The following is a 17,603-nucleotide window of genomic DNA, read 5'->3' as shown; positions in this document are numbered from 1 at the left end:
GATAGTAAGTGGCGAGCTAGCTCTGTACAGGCCCACATTCACCGCTGGTAACGGCAGGAGTAGAGATCAAGTTTCTACAGGTTGGTGAATGCAACTTTTAGTCATAACAACTAAGAGTAATTAACCATGCTAAAACGAAAAATTTTAGCGGCTAAAATTCCCGTGCTTGCCATCTCCTTGGCGTTAAACCTTTCTAATCCTGTATATGCGGGGATTCCGGTTGCTGATGGTACGAATCTAGTTCAGAACATCATGTCGGCAATGGAAGCTGTTACACAGACTGCTAAGCAAATTCAGCAGTATCAAACCCAGTTGCAGCAGTATGAAAACATGCTGCAAAACTCGATGGCCCCGGCTTCTTATGTTTGGGACCAAGCGCAACGCACCATCAACGATTTGAATCAGGCTACCAACACACTCGCCTATTACCAAAACCAGCTTGGTAGTCTCGATGCGTACCTGGGCAAGTTCCAGGACGTGGCCTATTACCGCAGTTCGCCCTGCTTCTCGTCAGTGGGGTGCAGTGATGCTGAACGAGCCGCAATGACCGAGAACCGACGCCTTGCGTCAGAATCGCAGAAAAAGGCCAACGACGCACTGTTTAGGAGTCTGGAACAGCAGCAAGATAACTTGGAAGCCGATGCCCGCCAGCTCAATCGCCTGCAATCTGGTGCTCAGAGTGCGGACGGCCAACTGGCTGCGATTGGTTATGCTAACCAGCTCGCTAGCAACCAGGCCAACCAGCTCCTGCAAATCCGCAGCTTGCTGATCGCTCAGCAGAATGCCGTTGGCACACGAATGCAGGCGGATGCTGACCGAGAAGCGCAATATCAAGCGTCCCGTGAAAGGTTGTTCGATATGGGTGAACCAACCGACCGTTCAGAAAACAGGGGGTTTTAATTATGAAAAATATCACACGAGTTTTTATCGTTAGTGCGTTGGTCTCCTTCGTTCTGGTGGGATGCGGTGAAGATGACGGGCCCAAGCCTGCAACGATCGACTGTGACAACCCAAACCTAACGAAAGAGCAGAGGGAAGAAGGACATTGCTTTTGGGATATGGGCGAACCCACTGACCGCTCCAAGAACAAGGGATTCTAATCATGAGCAAGGTATTCATTCGACTTGTGATGACTCTGATCGTTTTACTGACTTCGCAAACAGCATCAGCGGCCATTGAGCCTAATGGTGTTTTGGATGAAGTGGCCGTGCGTTTCATGACAGCAAGTGCTACTTGGGGCACGGTAATTACAAACTATGCCGCCTGGCTGTTCTGGACGCTGGGCACTATATCCCTTGTTTGGACTGGCGGGACCTTAATTCTTAAACAAGCGGATATAAGGGAGTTCTTTGCCGAGTTCGTGCGCTTCATTTTGACGTTTGGTTTCTTTCTCTGGTTGCTCAGAAACGGCCCAGATTTTGCCACGTCAATCATCGACTCATTGAGAACGATCGGTGCTCAAGCCGGTGGCCTTTCGAGAGACCTAACTCCGTCAGAGCCTATTAGTATTGCGTTTGACATTATTGTGAAAGCTGGTGAGTCCTATAGCATCACAAGCCCGATAGATAACTTGTCTATCTTCTTAATCACGCTGGCAATTTTGGCGTGTATGGCGGTAGTGGCGGCAAATGTGTTGTTGGCTTTGGTGACGGCTTGGATATTGGTCTATGCCGGTGTTTTCGTGCTGGGGTTTGGTGGTTCGCGTTGGACTTCAGATATAGCAATCAACTACTTCAAAAGCGTATTGGGCGTTGCTTTGAAGTTGATGACAATGACGTTGCTCATTGGTATTGCCATGTCGATCATGGACGGTTTCTATGCCGATTTATCCAATGATGCCCCTATGCGTGAACTGCTGGTGATCTTTGTCGTTTCACTGGTTCTCGTGATGCTCATTCACTCGGTTCCCAATGTGGTTGCCAGCCTGGTTCCTGGAGGCGGCGCGGCGGCAGGTGCAGGCAGTATCAGTGCCGGGGCGATGGCCGGAGCGGCTGTTGCCACTGGTGGTATGGCTGCCGGTGCCGCAATGGCTACCGCCGGCGGTGCGTCTGCTATTCAGGCTGCATTTGCAAAAGCGGGTGAGAACGTAGCGAATAATACTGACGTTATGTCGAGCCTGGGCGGTGCATTTAGTGTTAGTGGCGGTGGTGATTCTGACGAGGCTGGCTCCTTCTCCCAAGCTTCCGGCCAATCTTCTAGCGGTGGCGAATCCTCTGGCGGCGGCTTTAAAGGCAGAGCTGTAAAAGCTGGTCGTATTGCAGCGGATACCGGTGCAAATTTGATGAAGGGAATGGGGGATATGGCCGGAGATAGAATCAGTGGCACTAGCGGAGGCCGTTTAGCCAGCTCGATCCGAAACAGCATGAAAGGTGACGGGGAAGACGACAAGGAGGGCGACTGACGACGCTTCCCCTGCATTTGACAACGATAGCTTAGGCGGCGGCACTGGCTGGATGAATCAAACCGGCGGCTTTGATGGCCTATCCAGTGAGGACCAGGAAGAAGCCCGCCAAGCACACGCAGAATGGCAAGAGCGCGACCCGGAAAAGCACACCTTTGACGTTGAGGATTACGTTTCATATGCCCAGGAACGTCAACAGGAACGAAATAGTGAGGTTGCCAGCTTTGTTAAAAAAGGCCGCATGGCCTAACTAGATAAGGATTACTGATTATGGAGTTTAGCTTTCCACCTCAAGACCTTGCGGAGGTATTTGGTTTCTTCGCAGTGATGTTCATTGTGATGCTGGCCTTCTATTTTTTGGGGCAGTGGCTGCACAACACCGGACACGGCCCGAAGATGAAAGCCATTGCCGACAAAATGGAGGTATTCCAAAACAGGTTGGCCGGGCGTGCTTACAAGGACATGACGAGATCGGTCGATCAAATCGACAAAATGAGACGCTGGCCGTTTGGCCGACGCAAATAGTTAGAAAGTACACGGGCCGGTGATGATGCACCGGCCCGCGTTTTCACATACATCAAACCGATTATGATGAAGCTGTAACTTGTTTCTGGACATTAATGAGTTATGGAAAATTGAATATTAGCAAGTTATGAACAACTTCAGGTACGGTAAATAGCTTACCTTACGCGCAGGGCACACCTATTTAAGAGCAACTTATGGAGGTGCATCAGGTTTGTTCAACGCTCGGGATTTAACGCTGGCTACGCAGCGCTTAATCCATATTTATATGGATAATTTTCACGCACTAAGGCTAACTATCTTAAAGGTAGGCATTTGGTATGAAAAGAATTATTATAGCGGAAAGCAAAAACCCGAGAGGGGCTATCTAGTAGCCTGTCTCGGGTCTTCATATAGATTGCTGCAGGCGCATGATAAATCAGTGGAGCCTAACAACTGCTATAAAAAGGATTATAGATAATAATGGCTGAAAGTCAACAAGCATATCCATACAATGAAGTCATAGAAGATACTAAGAAAAGTAGAGCCGAACATATAGAGATTGAGCTTTCTAGCGAAAGACTATTGCCTTACTTTAATGATGGAAAACAAGACTGGCACATAGCTTTCAACCTTTATCTTTACAATGCTAGGTTGTCTAAAGCATTCTTCTACCCACTTCACATTTTAGAGGTAACCTTACGAAATAAATTACATAAGTTGTTTTGCTCAGTATTCAACGATGATTGGCCAAATGATCCTACCTTTATGGCTATGCTTAACCAGCATAGTTCAAACTCTTTAGCAAAAGCCAAGCAAAAAGTTAACAATCGCAGTCCAGAAGATATTGTTGCAGCTCTTTCGTTTGATTTTTGGTCTAATTTCCTTTTCAGATCAGATTATAAAGAGTTTTGGCGCAACAATTACTCTAAATTAAATATTGATGGTCCTAAATTCAGACAGTTTAAAACTAGGATTAACGAAGCTAACGACCTGCGTAATCGTATTGCTCATCATGAGCCAATTCTAAGATTAAACTGTTCAAATCTTCATACTGAAATTTTAACTGCAATTAAATGGTGTTCATTTGAAACTTATCGATGGACTAAAGATCACACAACCGTTCCTGTGGTTCTTCGAACTAAACCCGCCCCCACCGGTAACCCGCAACCACTACTGGGAATAAAAGCCGACAATGATTTTTCTATAGTTCAAAGTACTTTGACGTTGGACTCTCTGCCAGAGAAAGCTTTCATTATTTGCGAAGATAAAGAAATTATCATCACAATGTCAGATATCGGTAGGTATCTACTATCAAACAAAGATCAAAACGACTTGATGATAGAGCTGAAAGAACACACTTTAGAAATGGTGATAAAGTCGAACCAGTTAAGTAAAAATTTTATTGAGTGTAGCCAGAATGAAAGCTACGTACATACCAAGAGAATCTTCAGTAAGAAAAGAAACGGGTTTATTGTTGTAAAAGATTTGAACATGGAAACTCTGGGCGTAATCCAACAACCTCATAGGCAACTCTAAGATACCTCAAATTAGGGATAAGCCTCATGTTATATGAGTCTTATTTAGTATAACATGCCTTTAAACTAACACTTGTTAAACGGATTTCGGGGCAAAAGTGTATTATGGGTTTTAGCAACAAGAGTCAGTACCGCTTACTCTGACTCGATATTGAGGTAGCGTTACTTGTTCGAGGACTTGCTCGGCTTTAGGCCTGGAGTGTTTCCTGGCGTTTTCTTGTTGTCACGTCGACGTTGATCTGGTTTGCCGGTTGACTTGGCTATTGGTTTTGGTCCTGGTTTCAAACCCATGATTTGATCCTTTTATTTAATGAGGTTATTCCTCGTTGTATAATCTTTGGGCAGTATTGATGGCTTTCAAGATGTGTATGAAAAATAATCTAAAAATAACCCCAAGGTTTCTTACTGGTAGCTCATGTTTTGATGCGTTTTAAAGTGTACTGCGACAAGTTGGAGGCACAAGATGGATAGAATTACCTCGGGTCCGCGACGGCTTAGTGTTGAAGAGATACAAGAGCTTCGTCGCGATATGAAAGAATCCTCAGCTTGGGGCAAGGCCGAACTAAAACGCCGACGAGACGCAAAAAATCAAAAAAATCTGCGCATGGTATAGATGATGGTATCGAGAAAGGTGGCATTTCTAACTAGCTGTTATTTAGATGTATTTTGTGCTCGTTGATATTCGAGTGGGAATAATCCCGCCTCGCTAGTCAGTGAGTCATCAACTTCAAAAGCCCCGGATGAACGCCGGGGCTTTTTTGTTCAGGGAATAAGGGGAATCAAAAGCTGCCCTGTGTCGTAGTTTGATTATCACTATTAAACTGGTTGTTTGAACCGGATTGCCAAACGAGATTTGCTGTAGGATCCGATTCATCGCGTTTGATGCATTTCCACTCTACATCCTGTTGTGCAGGTACGGTAATCGTTGCGCTCCAGGTGGGATATTGAGAAGGATCCAGTTTTACAGCACTTTCCACGGCCCAGTCGCCAAGTTGGGCTACGCTTCCAACGGCATAAACACTTTGGCCAAGTGTGGTATAACCATTGTAGCAACTAAAAGAGATCGCTATCGAGGTTGGATCGCTATCACCGCTGCTTTGCCCATGCAGTACAATCGCTTGGTTCTGTGCCAGATGAAGTGTAGCCTGTCCACCACTGACGGATACATTCTCATCACCAAGTAAATTGCTATGACTACCGTCTGACAATGCTAAATTGCTTACGGTAATAGAATTTGCTGGGCCACGGTTGAGTGCAACAGTGACCACATCGTCATCTTCCTGACGCTCATACACTAATATGTCATCATTGACCCAACGTGACGTATAGCTGCCACGCTGAATGGCGAGACTGTTTTGGCGTAGGTCGGTCAATGTCTGAATGATTTTGAATGCTTGGGTATTTTGAGTGAAACTTGGCATTTTTTCACGGTTATAGGGATCGCTACCCACTTGACCAAAGTCGTTTTGGGTGAAATTTGCCGCGTATTGCTCAGTTCCATAGTATATGGCGGGGATTCCGCGTACGGTCATTGTTGCGACCAGCCCTAAGTCAACTCGCTGTTGGGCGAATTCTTCGTTTTGACTTCCGCCTGCTTCGTTGTTTCCTGGGCCAAACGTTGATTCACTGGAGCGTAATGCAGTCGAAATCCGCGCCATATCGTGGTTATCCATAAAGACAACTTGCCAGTCATCACTGGAAAACACGGTTTTTCGGGTGTTGAGGTAATTGTTTAGTGTCTGCATCGTATTACCCGAACGGTTTGCCAACACGCGTTCCAAGGTATCCCTAAAACCAAAATCAAGCAGTGCAGAGCCCGAGGTATTGGCATAATCGATAGCATAGCCGTCAATGCCCGAAGTGGTATTGGCACTGGCGCCGAACCATTCACCGAAGAAGTAGAATCCTGCCCGACCAAGCGTTTGGCTGTAGTCATAAATCTCAGTTGTCCATTGCTGGATAAAAGACTTATCCATATGTTTAATCGCATCAATACGAATCGCGTCAACACCAGCATCGATCCAGAATTTTGAACCATCTAGTAAGTATTGATATACCTCGCTATTCGACTGATTAAAATCCGAGAGGTTGAACAAGTTATGGTTGCGTACTTGGTACCAGTCGTTCCAGTCGGAAACGCCACCATTATGGTGATACCAGTTCGTTCCGGCAGCAACGTCGGTGTTGTAATCTGTGATGAACTGACCGTCGCGGTATAACGCGCCGAATTCGTTTTCGTCATTCCCATTGGAATGATTTGGGGCATAATCGAGTATTAACTTCATGCCGTATTCCGCACTATGCATTGTTGCGGTCAACTCTTTGAAATCTTCCAGTGTTCCAAAGTGTTCATCTACCCGGAAAAAGTCACGCCCCCAGTAACCATGGTAACCTGCACCACCATTGACATCGACGTTATCTGCATTATCGATCGGTGGCGTAATCCAAATAGCCGTTACGCCGAGTGATTTTAAGTAAGGCAATTGATTAATTAAACCACGCAGATCACCCCCTATATATTTCTTTAAATTGTTGGGGTCATATGTTGCCGAGTTATTCCCTGTATTATTACTTGAATCTCCATCGCTGAAGCGATCAAGAAACACAAAATAAATAGTCTCTTTTCGAAAGTCGAGAAAGCTGTCTGTTTCAGCTTGTATGTTTGTCTCAGCAAAGAGCGGTGAACTTAATGTCAGCCCATTTAAGGCAATAGCAGTCAGCAGCGCACTGCAAAGCAAGGTGCGTTTTTTCATTGGAGATTTCCTTGTCGTGGTGAATATTAACCGGTGATCATTCCCGGTCGTTGGTTAAACTCTTTTCACTGTAGAAATCGAAAATATGGCAGAACTCTGTATTGAGATTAAAACGAATTGATTTACCGATATCTGAGGTTGAGATGGTTTGATCATTGACGCGAGCAATTAGTTCTTTACTGCCCACCTGAAAATAGAGATATTTTTCATTGCCCATATTTTCAACAACAGTTAATTGTCCGGTCACTACATTGAGCGCGTCATCCGTCGTGGCAATATTGATATGCTCCGGTCGGATGCCAAAGCAAACGGGCTTGTTAATATATCGCCACAGCGCTTGTTGTTTTTCGAGCGGAATAAGAATTCGAATGTCGTTGGCAATATCGATATAGAGTTGTCCATTATCCTCTCGGATCACTGTATCGACGAGATTCATTGCCGGCGAACCAATAAAACTGGCAACAAATTTGTTCGCCGGTTTGTTATATAAATTACTAGGGGTGTCTACCTGCATAATTTTGCCCTGATTGAGCACGCAGATTCGATCACCGAGGGTGAGCGCTTCGGTTTGATCGTGAGTGACATAAATCATGGTGGCAGGGTTGCCTTCCTCTTTTAGCGATTTATGCAGTTGCGCTATTTTTACTCGCATAGAGACGCGAAGTTTGGCATCAAGATTCGATAACGGTTCATCAAATAAAAAGACATCGGGTTTACGAACGATGGCCCGGCCAACTGCGACACGCTGACGCTGACCACCAGACATTTCTTTCGGTTTCCGATAGAGTAAATCGGTGATTTCTAATTTTTCGGCGGCTTCTTCGACTCGGCGTTTAATTTCGTCTTTTGGCCGTTTCTGCATTTTGAGGCCAAAAGCCATGTTGTCGAAGACAGTTTTATGGGGATAGAGCGCATAGTTTTGAAACACCATGGCAATTCCCCGATCTTTGGGCGGCAGATCGTTGACCACTTGCTGACCAATACGTATTTCACCGTCAGAGATACTCTCCAGCCCAGCAATCATTCGCAGTGTGGTTGATTTTGCGCACCCTGATGGCCCAACAAACACCATAAACTCGCCTTCGCGAATATCTAAGTCGATACCATGTACTGCTTTAAAGCCGTTATCATATTTCTTTTCTACTTTACGTAGGCTTACTGTTGCCACGACTATCTCCACTGACCCGCTGGGTCTAAAAGGGGATTGAAATATTCCACTGGATTTGACGTTATCCAATTCGGGAAGAATGGGCAGCTATTATGCTACCCGATCACTGCTTCGGTTGTTATTGGCATTCCGCGATTGCTGCCAGAAGAGGTTTCTTGTCTGGGGCAATTTGTATTGTCCAGACATAACGGCCATCGGAAGGGATGGCTACGACCGTATTCTTAGCAAATCCGCCGCGTTTCAGCTCTTTGACTTCGCCGACTGATAACGCCATACCGGAAACGGTAAACTGCGGCGTCCAGCTCATGGTGGCAAATTGCAGGCTGACATTTCCGGTTTTTTCTTGCGATACAACCTGGTAAATACCATCGCCTTTGTAAGCCATTTTATGGTTATCCATATGAATCCACTGACCTTCGGAGAAGGTACCAACAACAAACAGAGAAGGGCTAATTGGGCCGCGATCATTGGCAAGCGTTGGTAAATCACAACTGAAGAAACGGGTGTCGATGTCAGTGGCCTGTTTTGATGAGTCAGACGTGGTACTGGCACAACCGGTTATCAGGGTTGTTAAGGTAGCGGCAAACAGAAGTGTAAGTTTCATATCAAGTCCTTGATCATTTCGTCTTGTTTCAGTTATACAGTGCGGAAAGTCAGCGCTGTATTGGGATTAATCAGATATCCTATTCATTGACGTGTTTGTCAAAAAATCGGGAATACCAATGTTTGGTTTTAGTTGGAGATTTTTTTGTCCGTTCGTGGTGGTGGGTGAGTTTGTTGAGCACCGCCAGATTACGGTAATAGGCTTTGGCATCTTTGGCTGGATAGCCAAACAAATCGCTGCCCGGTGGAAAAGAGTGGCTGACCCCGGATTTTGCTTTAATCACGGAATGGCTGCCAATTGTAATGTGTCCAGCTGTACCAACCTGACCATGAACAATGACGTGATCACCTAAAATGGTATGGCCGGAAAAGCCACATTGAGACACAATCAGGCAGTGGCTGCCAATTCGGCAGTCGTGACCAATTTGTATTTGGTTATCAATCTTGCTGCCCCGGCCAATCACAGTGTCACCAAACGTGCCCCGATCGATGGTATTGTTGCTACCGATTTCCACATCATCTTCAATAATAACCCGCCCAATACTTTCGACACGTTGATAGCTGCCATCATGACCTGACATGTATTCGAAGCTGTAGTTACCGATCGAATTATTCGAATCAATGGTCACGTTATTGCCAATCACTGTGCCTTCTTTGATGACTGTATTGGCATGAATCGCCACATTGTCACCAATAGTTACAGCGTTCATAATTTTAACGCCTGGCATGAAATGGCAACCTTTGCCAATTTGGCAGTGCTCACCGATGTATACTCCCTCAAGGGTTGACGTATTTGATTGCTCGAATACGCGATACTTATTGACTTTGTAATAGCGCAGCAGTTGGTTAATTTTCATGACATCCAACTGTTCTATTACGACATGCGCTTTCGCAGGACTTTGCATAATTTCACTAGGCCCCACCAGAACATCTGCGCTGGTTTGTGCAATCTGTTTAAGTTCCGATTTGGCGAAGACGATGGCGAGGCCGCCTTGCCGGTCACTGACCACAGGACGAATGGTGTCGATGATAATCGACGGATCCCCAACAATTTTGCCTGATAGACGATGTGCAATCTCAGCAACACTTAGCATGATGGCCTCTTAATGATGTTAGAACCGATATAAAGCTTGTAAGTAAACGGTATGTTGTGAAAGCTCGCTTTCATTCTTCGCTTCCCAACCGGCCAGTTGACTTTTTTCTTCCACTTCATTGGCGTATTCATATTCGCCTTTCAGCAACCAGTTATCTCCCACAGCTTGTTCGTAGCCTAGAGTTGCTTTACGAATATCTTTGAAGTAGTCGACATTGGCATTGCCGCCTCCGCTACTGGCAGAGTTTTTCGTTTCGTTTTCTCCGAGGCGGAAGCGAGCGTAGAGAACACCGGCATCATCGAAGCTATATTGCACGATTGGTTCAATATACTTTTCGGTGAAATCGCTGATTTCATTGATGGCACCATTCGCTTGATGATCTTTGTTGTCTTTGATCTGATAGTACAGCTCGACGCCCAACTCCCAGTTCCCAAAACGCTTGTATGGTTTGAACAGCAGGCTGTAACCCTCTTCGACACGCTCTCCCCATTCGCTTTTGTCTTCTTTACTGTAGAGATATTCGAGATTAGAGTAAAAACCCCAATTATACTCATTGCTGAAATAGGTGAGATAAGGTCGAACGCTGTGTTCTGCCAAATCTTTGTGCAGTCCACTGACATAAGGAGAAAAAACCTTGCTGCGTGTGTATTCAAGTTCGTAGATAAGCCCAGTCGTCCAGCCGTCGGCGAGATAGAAGCCTTTATTTAATGAGAAGAGGTGTTTAAGGCCATCTTCATTTTCATGATATCCGGGTTCTTTTTGTTCGCGATTTTCTATTTTTAGTCCATATAGCGCACTGAAATTCCAGCGGGAATTGTTGTAATAGACACCAAAGGCTTCATGGGTAGTTGTTTTCTCTTTCTTCTTGTTGCCATTGAAACCATCCGTCACTTTATATTCATATTCTAATGATGTACCGACATGCCCGCCAAATTGTAATGCTTCATTGAAAAAGCTGTCACTGGGGTCTATGCCTCGTTCACTAGCCGCAAAAGTGGGGACAGAAAGAGTCAGTGCAGCAGCGATAGAGGCAGAGAGTAAGGTTCTTTTCACGATAGGTCCTTATCAACCACTTGGTTGTTAGTCGTTAATATAATTTAAATGAATTCATAGTAGTTCACTGTGAACGCCTACTCATTCTTCTTGATATGAACCGGTTTTTCCTCTTCGCAATTCTTCAATTGAGAACTCCATCACTGTTATGTCCTTGACTTGTTGATTGTTGTCACAAATTTAATTTTATTGTCGCGTTTTTTTGTCTTTTGAGTTCGTTTTTTGCTCGGTGATCACTCGTCGTCGTTGATGCCAGTTCGTGACGCTGTTTACCTTGATTAGACAAGGTTTTGTTGATGTTTGTCACAATTAATTGCACGGCGATTTCGATAGTAGTTGACTTAAAATAGTCACAATACACATAGTAGTATTAGTTGAACTACTACATGGTGTTGTGATGAGAAATACATGGATAAAAACCGTTTTGCTAAGCGCATGCGTTAGTTTGCCTCTGTGGAGTCAGGCTGAAGACATTCAACCTGAAGCGGGATCGGATCTACTGATATGGACGGATAGCTCTACGCTGGATTACATGAAGTATGCTGCGGAGTCTTTTAACCGGGATTTTGGTTACGATATTAAGTTTTCCTTTCGTGGGTTGGCGCCGATTGATGCTGCAAGCCGCTTGATTCAAGATGGTGGTTCAGCTCGTGTCGCAGATGTCGCCGAGATTGAGCATGATTTACTTGGTCGTTTGGTTGTTGCGGGGGGAGCGATGGAAAACTTAGTCTCCTCTGAACGTATTTTGTCGACTTTCTTACCGAATGCGACTGCAGCGGCCCAATATGCTGGCAGCAATTACGGTTTTCCCGTCAGCTACGCCACATTAGCGCTTTTTTACAACAAAGAATTATTACCAACCGCTCCCAAGACTTTTGAAGAAATCATCCAATTTGGCAATGGTTTTAATGACGCTAAGGCGAATCGCTATGCATTGTTATGGGATATCCAGAACTACTATGAATCACGAATGTTCCTGACCTTGTATGGCGCTTACGAATTTGGAAACCAGGGAACTGATGCCAAAGATCTTGGCATTGATTCACCATTGGCACAGCAAGGAATGAATGCGATGAAAATGCTAAAAGCAGCCAATCGTTCTAACCCGGTTGATATGCGTAATGCTCAGGTAAGACGAGGGTTATTTGGCGAAGGGAAAGTCGCGGCGATTATTGATGGACCTTGGGCGATACAAGGTTACGACAACAGTGGTGTCAATTATGGTGTTGTTCCAATCCCCACTCTAAAAGGGAAGCAACCCAGAACATTTTCGACCGTGCGTCTGGCGGTGGTGTCCTCTTACAGTGAATATCCCAAAGCTTCCCAACTGTTTGCCGATTATCTGTCCTCAGAAAAAATGCTGCTGAAACGCTACCAAATGACCAAATCTATTCCACCCGTTGAATCACTGATGGAGAAAATCATTGTCGATGCGGATGAGGCCACCTATGCCATTATTGCGCAAGGTTTTCATTCCGACGCAATGCCATCGATTCCTGAAATGGGCTACCTGTGGTCACCGATGGCGAGTGCAATCACGGCGATGTGGGTCAACGATCAGCCGGTCAATCAGGCTCTTGACCATGCGAAATCGATCATTGAAGAGCAGATCGCGTATCAGGAGTAGTTATGCTTTTGTCTCAAACTGTTAAGGACCCGAAAATGAGACTCTCTTGGATCATTATGGGATCAACTCAGTTCGCTCGTGGACATTGGATCACCGGGGGGATTTTCCTCTTGGTGCAAGTCTTGTTTTTATCCTTTGCGCCAGAGATGGCCAGTGCGCTTAAAGGGTTGATTTCGCTGGGGGATGTTGCACAAACACGTCAGGGCTTTCAAGTGATTGCTGGCGACAATTCAATTTTTATGCTGGTGGAAGGGGTGATAGCTCTGGTGCTTGTGGTGTTAACCATCACCACGTATGTCGTTAATGTTCGTCATGCACAAGATTGCTCATGGTGTACGCTCACTCTCCGTGAGCAAGCCAAAGCTATTTATGACGATAAGTTTGCGCTTATTGTGTTATCGCCAGCATTGATAGCCAGTCTGGCATTCATCATCATGCCGATCGCGATTACGGTCTTGGTGTCGTTTACCAACTATTCTGCTCCTCACCACATTCCGCCCAAAAATTTAGTTGATTGGGTCGGGTTAAAAAACTTCCAGACACTGTTTGAATTAAAAATTTGGTCCAGTACTTTTTTGGGCGTGGCTTGCTGGACGGTTATCTGGGCAATATCGGCCACCGTATTAACTTGTGGTTTTGGTTTTGTCCTCGCATTGGCACTGGAAAACCGAAACATCAGAGCTAAGAAATTATGGCGATTCGTTTTTATTCTTCCTTATGCGGTTCCTGCCTTTGTCACTTTGTTGATGTTTCGTTTATTGCTCAATGGCATCGGGCCCGTGAACGCTCTGCTCAATTCTTGGGGCATTGAATCGGTTGCTTTTCTTTCTGATCCTTATTTAGCCAAGATGACGGTCATTGCTGTCAGCGTCTGGGTGGGGGCGCCATATTTTATGTTGTTGATTTCCGGTGCTCTGACCAATATTCCACGCGATTTGTACGAAGCCAGTGAAGTTGACGGTGCGAATAAATTCCAGCAGTTTCGTGAGATAACATTGCCGATGGTATTGCATCAAGTCGCGCCGTCTTTAGTGATGACCTTCGCACATAACTTTAATAACTTCGGTGCGATCTTTCTGTTGACGGAAGGGGGGCCGATTAATCCGGAATATCGTTTCGCGGGTCATACCGACATATTAATTACCTGGATTTACAAACTCACTTTGGATTTTCAGCAATACCAAATTGCTTCGGTGATTTCTATTGTGATTTTCCTGTTTCTATCGGTGATTGCGGTTTGGCAATTCCGGCGAATGAATTCGTTTAAAGATGATGTAGGGGTGTGATGATGAATTCGTTGCTGAACAAACTTGCGACTGGCATTGTTTATCTGTTTCTGACACTGAATGCTTTGTTGGTTCTCGGGCCGGTTATTTGGACTGTGCTTGCATCGTTTAAACCCGGAAATAACCTTTTCAGTTCATCATTTACGGACTTCAGTTTTACGCTGGACCACTACATGACGTTGTTTAACGATACCCCTTACTTAGAGTGGTACAAAAACACCTTTATTCTGGCGACCGCAAATATGTTGATTTCATTGGTGGTTGTCACCATGACTGCGTTTGTTTTTTCTCGTTATCGCTTTCAGGGCAAACGGAATGTGTTGATGAGCATTTTAGTGTTGCAAATGTTTCCTGCTTTTCTGTCGATGACCGCCATTTACATCCTGCTGTCTAAAATGGGGCTGATCGATACTTACCTCGGTTTACTATTTGTTTATGTCACGGGGTCTCTGCCATTTATGACCTGGTTAGTGAAAGGCTATTTTGACGCGATACCGACGTCGTTAGATGAAGCTGCCAAGATTGATGGTGCAGGGCACATGACCATATTCATCGAAATTATATTGCCTTTGGCGAAGCCGATTTTAGTGTTTGTTGCATTGGTCTCGTTCACCGGGCCATGGATGGATTTCATCCTACCGACACTCATTCTACGCAGTGAAGAAAAGATGACGCTGGCCATTGGGATCTTCAGCTGGATTACGTCCAACTCTTCAGAAAACTTTACACTTTTTGCGGCTGGTTCGTTGCTGGTTGCCATCCCCATAACCCTGTTGTTTATCGCGACTCAGAAACACATCACGACCGGTTTGGTCAGTGGTGCGGTAAAAGAATAATTTACAGGAAGCATTATGATTACAAGAAGCTCACTGACACACTTGGCAAAAAGTGCAGACAGTTACGCCTATGATGACCAGACATTACACATTCGATTCCGCAGTGCAAAAGGTGAGGTGGATAAAGTCACTTTGTGGATCGGCGATCCTTACACCTGGGCTGAGGGGGGGTTAGATGGGGGGAACTTAGGCGGCAGCGACGCGCACGGCTGGATTGGGGGAACTGAAGTGCCCATGCTGCGGGAGGGATGCAGCGAGCATCATGATCACTGGTTTGCCTCATATGTTCCGCCTAAAAAACGCGCTCGGTATGGTTTCATTCTTCATGGGAAAGATGGTGAAAAACTGTTGTTCGGTGAAAAGCACTGCGTAGATATTCGCGAAGTCTTACAGGCCGAAGTGGAACTCAGTAACTTAAGCAATTTTTTCTGTTTCCCTTACATTAACCCAGTCGATGTGTTGAAAACACCGACGTGGGTCCGTGATACCGTTTGGTATCAGATTTTCCCTGAACGTTTCCACAACGGGCGCCCCGATATTTCTCCGACTGGTGTTGAACCTTGGGGTAACCAGCCAACCAGTCGTAACTTTATGGGGGGCGATTTATGGGGCGTCATTGAGAAGCTGGACTATTTACAGGATCTCGGGGTCAACGGTCTCTATTTCTGTCCGATCTTTACTGCACCAGCGAACCATAAGTATGACACGGTCGATTACTACAATGTTGATCCCCATTTCGGTGGTAATGAAGCATTTCGGGCGCTGGTGAGAGAGGCTCATCAGCGAGGCATGAAAGTGATGCTGGATGCGGTATTTAACCATATTGGTCATCAGTCGCCCTTGTGGTTGGATGTGGTTGAAAAAGGCGAAAAATCGCCGTATGCCGATTGGTTTTGGATCAAACGCTTTCCTGTTTACCCCGAGAAGCCGCGATCAGAATGGGACTACAGCAACCTCAACTACGAAACCTTTGCGAATGTGGCTGAAATGCCCAAGCTCAAGACTGAAAATCCAGCGTGTCGCGCGTACTTGCTTGATGTTGCCCGTCATTGGCTGGAAGAGTTTGATATTGATGGCTGGCGTCTCGATGTCGCTAATGAGGTCGATCATGAATTCTGGCGAGACTTTCGCCGCTTAGTTAAAAGCATCAAACCGGATTGCTATATCCTCGGTGAAATCTGGCATGAAGGGATTCCCTGGTTGCGGGGGGATCAATATGATTCGCTGATGAATTATCCGCTGACGCAGGCCGTCACTGATTTTTTTGCTCTTGGAGCCATCGAAAAGAGCGCCTTTATGCATGCGGTTACAAAGTCGTATCTTGCCTATCCGCGCAATGTCAATGAGGCGATGTTTAATTTGCTGGAAAGTCATGACACCACTCGCCTATTGACGCTGTGTCAAAACGACAAACGTAAGGCGAAGCTATCTTACTTGTTCATGTTCACTCAGGTGGGGTCTCCATGTATTTATTACGGTGGAGAGATAGGTATGGATGGGAAGAAGGGCATGGGGTTGGAACTTAACCGAAAATGTATGATTTGGGAGGAAAAATATCAGGATCTTGAATTTAAAGCGTTTATTCAAAAGCTGATTTTGTTGCGAAAGCGCTACCCTGAGTGCAATCAGCCCTATTTGGAATGGATCCCGGTTGAGCATTCGCATGTGATTGCGTTTTGCAAAGGGTCTTTGCAGGTGGTCATGAATAATAGTGGCCAGCCGAGTACGTGTCGCGTCAACGGCGTTGACATTATCCTGCCAGCCTTTGGATTCGAATTGCGTAACCTTGTATCACAGGAAGTATTATGAAACTTGGACTGTCTGTTGATTCAGAGTGGGTTCGTAGTGTTCTGTTCGACAGTAATAAAAATCTTATCTATCGTAACCAACAAAAGACGTTGCATAGCCCGCAATCAACAACGGATTTGATCATAAAAATGGCGCGGAGCATGCAGCGCATGTTTGGTCCTTTTACACAGATTGGGCTCACGGTTATGCCCGATTGCTGGCAAGCCGACCATAAGGAATCAAAGGCAGAATTGGCTCAGTCGATAACCGCCCAGCTTGCGATCCCTTGTCATCTGTTTGAGCCCGCGGTGATCGCATTAACTCAGGTTGGGGACCTCCCAAAGGGAAACATTTTGAGTGCGGTGTTGGACGACGGTTGTGATTTGTGTGTCGCCGATGAACTTTGGCACCGTGATCCAGAGGGTAATGTGCTCGATTTGTGTTGGGCACACCAGCCACTCAAAGGGTATGAGAGTCTCATCGATGGTATTACGCCGCTTTGTTGGTGTGGCAGTGATGAGTGTGTACGGCAATATGTGTCTCAAAAAGGGGTCGAACGTCAGTATCATCAGCTTTCGTTGCAGAGCGACTCAGCCAGTCATATTCTCAACGGAATTGAGGATACTCACGGCTGGTCTGCTCGAATATACCGGATCTGGGTCGATCAGCTTGCCCGTGCCTTATGTGATCCGGTGACGTGCTTTCGGCCTGCGCTACTTATCCTCAGCGGCAGTCTGATACTGCGGAGGGATCTGGCGTTGACACTAAAAAGTTCTCTGAGTCGCTATTGCCCCTGTGAGGTTTTGCCTGAGATCGTGTGTTTGTGCGGTGATGAATTCCGCTTTGCACAGGGTGCAAGCTCGATACATAGCGTAAAAACGTTAAAACGCCCTACATTCGAATCACGAGGAGTGCTAACCTTGACAGGAAAAATAGTGTGAAGCATCACCGAGGA

At 45.7% G+C, this 17,603-nt stretch carries 15 protein-coding genes; 10 read left to right on the top strand and 5 right to left on the bottom strand.

Translation table 11 applies throughout. From position 1 onward, the window contains the following. Positions 1 to 126: 126 nt before the first annotated feature. From trbJ to VFA_RS21880, 5 genes are all read left to right on the top strand, one after another. Positions 127 to 900, top strand: a complete 774-nt coding sequence (gene trbJ, locus VFA_RS21910) for a P-type conjugative transfer protein TrbJ (RefSeq protein ID WP_004729338.1) — start codon at positions 127 to 129, stop codon at positions 898 to 900. Positions 901 to 1,102: 202 nt separating this feature from the next. Continuing rightward, on the top strand, positions 1,103 to 2,401 hold the full coding sequence (gene trbL, locus VFA_RS21900; RefSeq protein WP_004729336.1) for a P-type conjugative transfer protein TrbL: 1,299 nt from the start codon (positions 1,103 to 1,105) through the stop codon (positions 2,399 to 2,401). A 52-nt stretch (positions 2,402 to 2,453) separates the two neighbouring features. Continuing rightward, positions 2,454 to 2,651, top strand: coding sequence for a hypothetical protein (locus VFA_RS24105; protein WP_004729334.1), 198 nt, complete (start codon positions 2,454 to 2,456; stop codon positions 2,649 to 2,651). A 20-nt stretch (positions 2,652 to 2,671) separates the two neighbouring features. Further along, positions 2,672 to 2,926, top strand: coding sequence for a hypothetical protein (locus VFA_RS21890; RefSeq protein ID WP_004729332.1), 255 nt, complete (start codon positions 2,672 to 2,674; stop codon positions 2,924 to 2,926). Positions 2,927 to 3,385: 459 nt separating this feature from the next. After that, positions 3,386 to 4,441: an Abi family protein gene (locus VFA_RS21880; RefSeq protein ID WP_004729330.1), complete on the top strand. Its 1,056-nt coding sequence runs from the start codon at positions 3,386 to 3,388 to the stop codon at positions 4,439 to 4,441. A 778-nt stretch (positions 4,442 to 5,219) separates the two neighbouring features. Here VFA_RS21880 and VFA_RS21870 read toward each other — a convergent pair. From VFA_RS21870 to VFA_RS21850, 5 genes are all read right to left on the bottom strand, one after another. Further along, positions 5,220 to 7,193 carry an alpha-amylase family glycosyl hydrolase gene (locus VFA_RS21870; RefSeq protein WP_004729328.1) on the bottom strand — a complete coding sequence of 658 codons (1,974 nt, stop codon included), beginning with the start codon at positions 7,191 to 7,193 and terminating at the stop codon, positions 5,220 to 5,222. Between the two features lie 37 nt (positions 7,194 to 7,230). Further along, the gene (locus VFA_RS21865; RefSeq protein ID WP_004729327.1) at positions 7,231 to 8,361 is read right to left on the bottom strand and encodes an ABC transporter ATP-binding protein; all 1,131 of its coding nucleotides are present in this window, start codon (positions 8,359 to 8,361) and stop codon (positions 7,231 to 7,233) included. A 118-nt stretch (positions 8,362 to 8,479) separates the two neighbouring features. Then, complete coding sequence (locus VFA_RS21860) at positions 8,480 to 8,965, bottom strand: hypothetical protein (protein WP_004729325.1); 486 nt, start codon at positions 8,963 to 8,965, stop codon at positions 8,480 to 8,482. Between the two features lie 79 nt (positions 8,966 to 9,044). After that, positions 9,045 to 10,058: a UDP-3-O-(3-hydroxymyristoyl)glucosamine N-acyltransferase gene (gene lpxD, locus VFA_RS21855; protein ID WP_004729324.1), complete on the bottom strand. Its 1,014-nt coding sequence runs from the start codon at positions 10,056 to 10,058 to the stop codon at positions 9,045 to 9,047. An 18-nt stretch (positions 10,059 to 10,076) separates the two neighbouring features. Continuing rightward, complete coding sequence (locus VFA_RS21850; protein WP_004729321.1) at positions 10,077 to 11,111, bottom strand: hypothetical protein; 1,035 nt, start codon at positions 11,109 to 11,111, stop codon at positions 10,077 to 10,079. A 397-nt stretch (positions 11,112 to 11,508) separates the two neighbouring features. Here VFA_RS21850 and VFA_RS21845 point away from each other — a divergent pair, with 397 nt between their 5' ends. Genes VFA_RS21845 through VFA_RS21825 form a run of 5 tightly spaced genes read left to right on the top strand, consistent with a single transcriptional unit; the run spans position 11,509 to position 17,589 of the window. After that, on the top strand, positions 11,509 to 12,738 hold the full coding sequence (locus VFA_RS21845) for a sugar ABC transporter substrate-binding protein (protein WP_038152743.1): 1,230 nt from the start codon (positions 11,509 to 11,511) through the stop codon (positions 12,736 to 12,738). A 2-nt stretch (positions 12,739 to 12,740) separates the two neighbouring features. Then, positions 12,741 to 14,024, top strand: a complete 1,284-nt coding sequence (locus VFA_RS21840; protein WP_004729316.1) for a carbohydrate ABC transporter permease — start codon at positions 12,741 to 12,743, stop codon at positions 14,022 to 14,024. A gap of 2 nt (positions 14,025 to 14,026) precedes the next feature. Further along, positions 14,027 to 14,860 carry a sugar ABC transporter permease gene (locus VFA_RS21835; protein WP_038152777.1) on the top strand — a complete coding sequence of 278 codons (834 nt, stop codon included), beginning with the start codon at positions 14,027 to 14,029 and terminating at the stop codon, positions 14,858 to 14,860. 15 nt (positions 14,861 to 14,875) lie between these two features. Then, positions 14,876 to 16,669 (top strand): glycoside hydrolase family 13 protein, encoded by a 1,794-nt coding sequence (locus tag VFA_RS21830; RefSeq protein ID WP_004729312.1) that lies wholly within the window; start codon positions 14,876 to 14,878, stop codon positions 16,667 to 16,669. Next, entirely contained in the window at positions 16,666 to 17,589 is a 924-nt protein-coding gene (locus VFA_RS21825; protein ID WP_004729311.1) for an ROK family protein, read from the top strand. Before VFA_RS21830 ends, VFA_RS21825 begins: the two co-directional genes overlap by 4 nt. Positions 17,590 to 17,603: the final 14 nt, after the last annotated feature.

The sequence above is a fragment of the Vibrio furnissii CIP 102972 genome (assembly GCF_000176175.1).
In the GTDB taxonomy this organism is placed as follows: domain Bacteria; phylum Pseudomonadota; class Gammaproteobacteria; order Enterobacterales; family Vibrionaceae; genus Vibrio; species Vibrio furnissii.
This window is presented reverse-complemented; position numbering and strand designations above follow the sequence as displayed.

What these genes read in the sequence shown, in the direction of transcription:
- trbJ (WP_004729338.1), top strand. Translation starts at nt 127, where the DNA reads ATGCTAAAACGAAAAATTTTAGCGGCTAAAATTCCCGTGCTTGCCATC.
- trbL (WP_004729336.1), top strand. Translation starts at nt 1,103, where the DNA reads ATGAGCAAGGTATTCATTCGACTTGTGATGACTCTGATCGTTTTACTG.
- VFA_RS24105 (WP_004729334.1), top strand. Translation starts at nt 2,454, where the DNA reads ATGAATCAAACCGGCGGCTTTGATGGCCTATCCAGTGAGGACCAGGAA.
- VFA_RS21890 (WP_004729332.1), top strand. Translation starts at nt 2,672, where the DNA reads ATGGAGTTTAGCTTTCCACCTCAAGACCTTGCGGAGGTATTTGGTTTC.
- VFA_RS21880 (WP_004729330.1), top strand. Translation starts at nt 3,386, where the DNA reads ATGGCTGAAAGTCAACAAGCATATCCATACAATGAAGTCATAGAAGAT.
- VFA_RS21870 (WP_004729328.1), bottom strand. Translation starts at nt 7,193, where the DNA reads ATGAAAAAACGCACCTTGCTTTGCAGTGCGCTGCTGACTGCTATTGCC.
- VFA_RS21860 (WP_004729325.1), bottom strand. Translation starts at nt 8,965, where the DNA reads ATGAAACTTACACTTCTGTTTGCCGCTACCTTAACAACCCTGATAACC.
- lpxD (WP_004729324.1), bottom strand. Translation starts at nt 10,058, where the DNA reads ATGCTAAGTGTTGCTGAGATTGCACATCGTCTATCAGGCAAAATTGTT.
- VFA_RS21845 (WP_038152743.1), top strand. Translation starts at nt 11,509, where the DNA reads ATGAGAAATACATGGATAAAAACCGTTTTGCTAAGCGCATGCGTTAGT.
- VFA_RS21840 (WP_004729316.1), top strand. Translation starts at nt 12,741, where the DNA reads ATGCTTTTGTCTCAAACTGTTAAGGACCCGAAAATGAGACTCTCTTGG.
- VFA_RS21835 (WP_038152777.1), top strand. Translation starts at nt 14,027, where the DNA reads ATGAATTCGTTGCTGAACAAACTTGCGACTGGCATTGTTTATCTGTTT.
- VFA_RS21830 (WP_004729312.1), top strand. Translation starts at nt 14,876, where the DNA reads ATGATTACAAGAAGCTCACTGACACACTTGGCAAAAAGTGCAGACAGT.
- VFA_RS21825 (WP_004729311.1), top strand. Translation starts at nt 16,666, where the DNA reads ATGAAACTTGGACTGTCTGTTGATTCAGAGTGGGTTCGTAGTGTTCTG.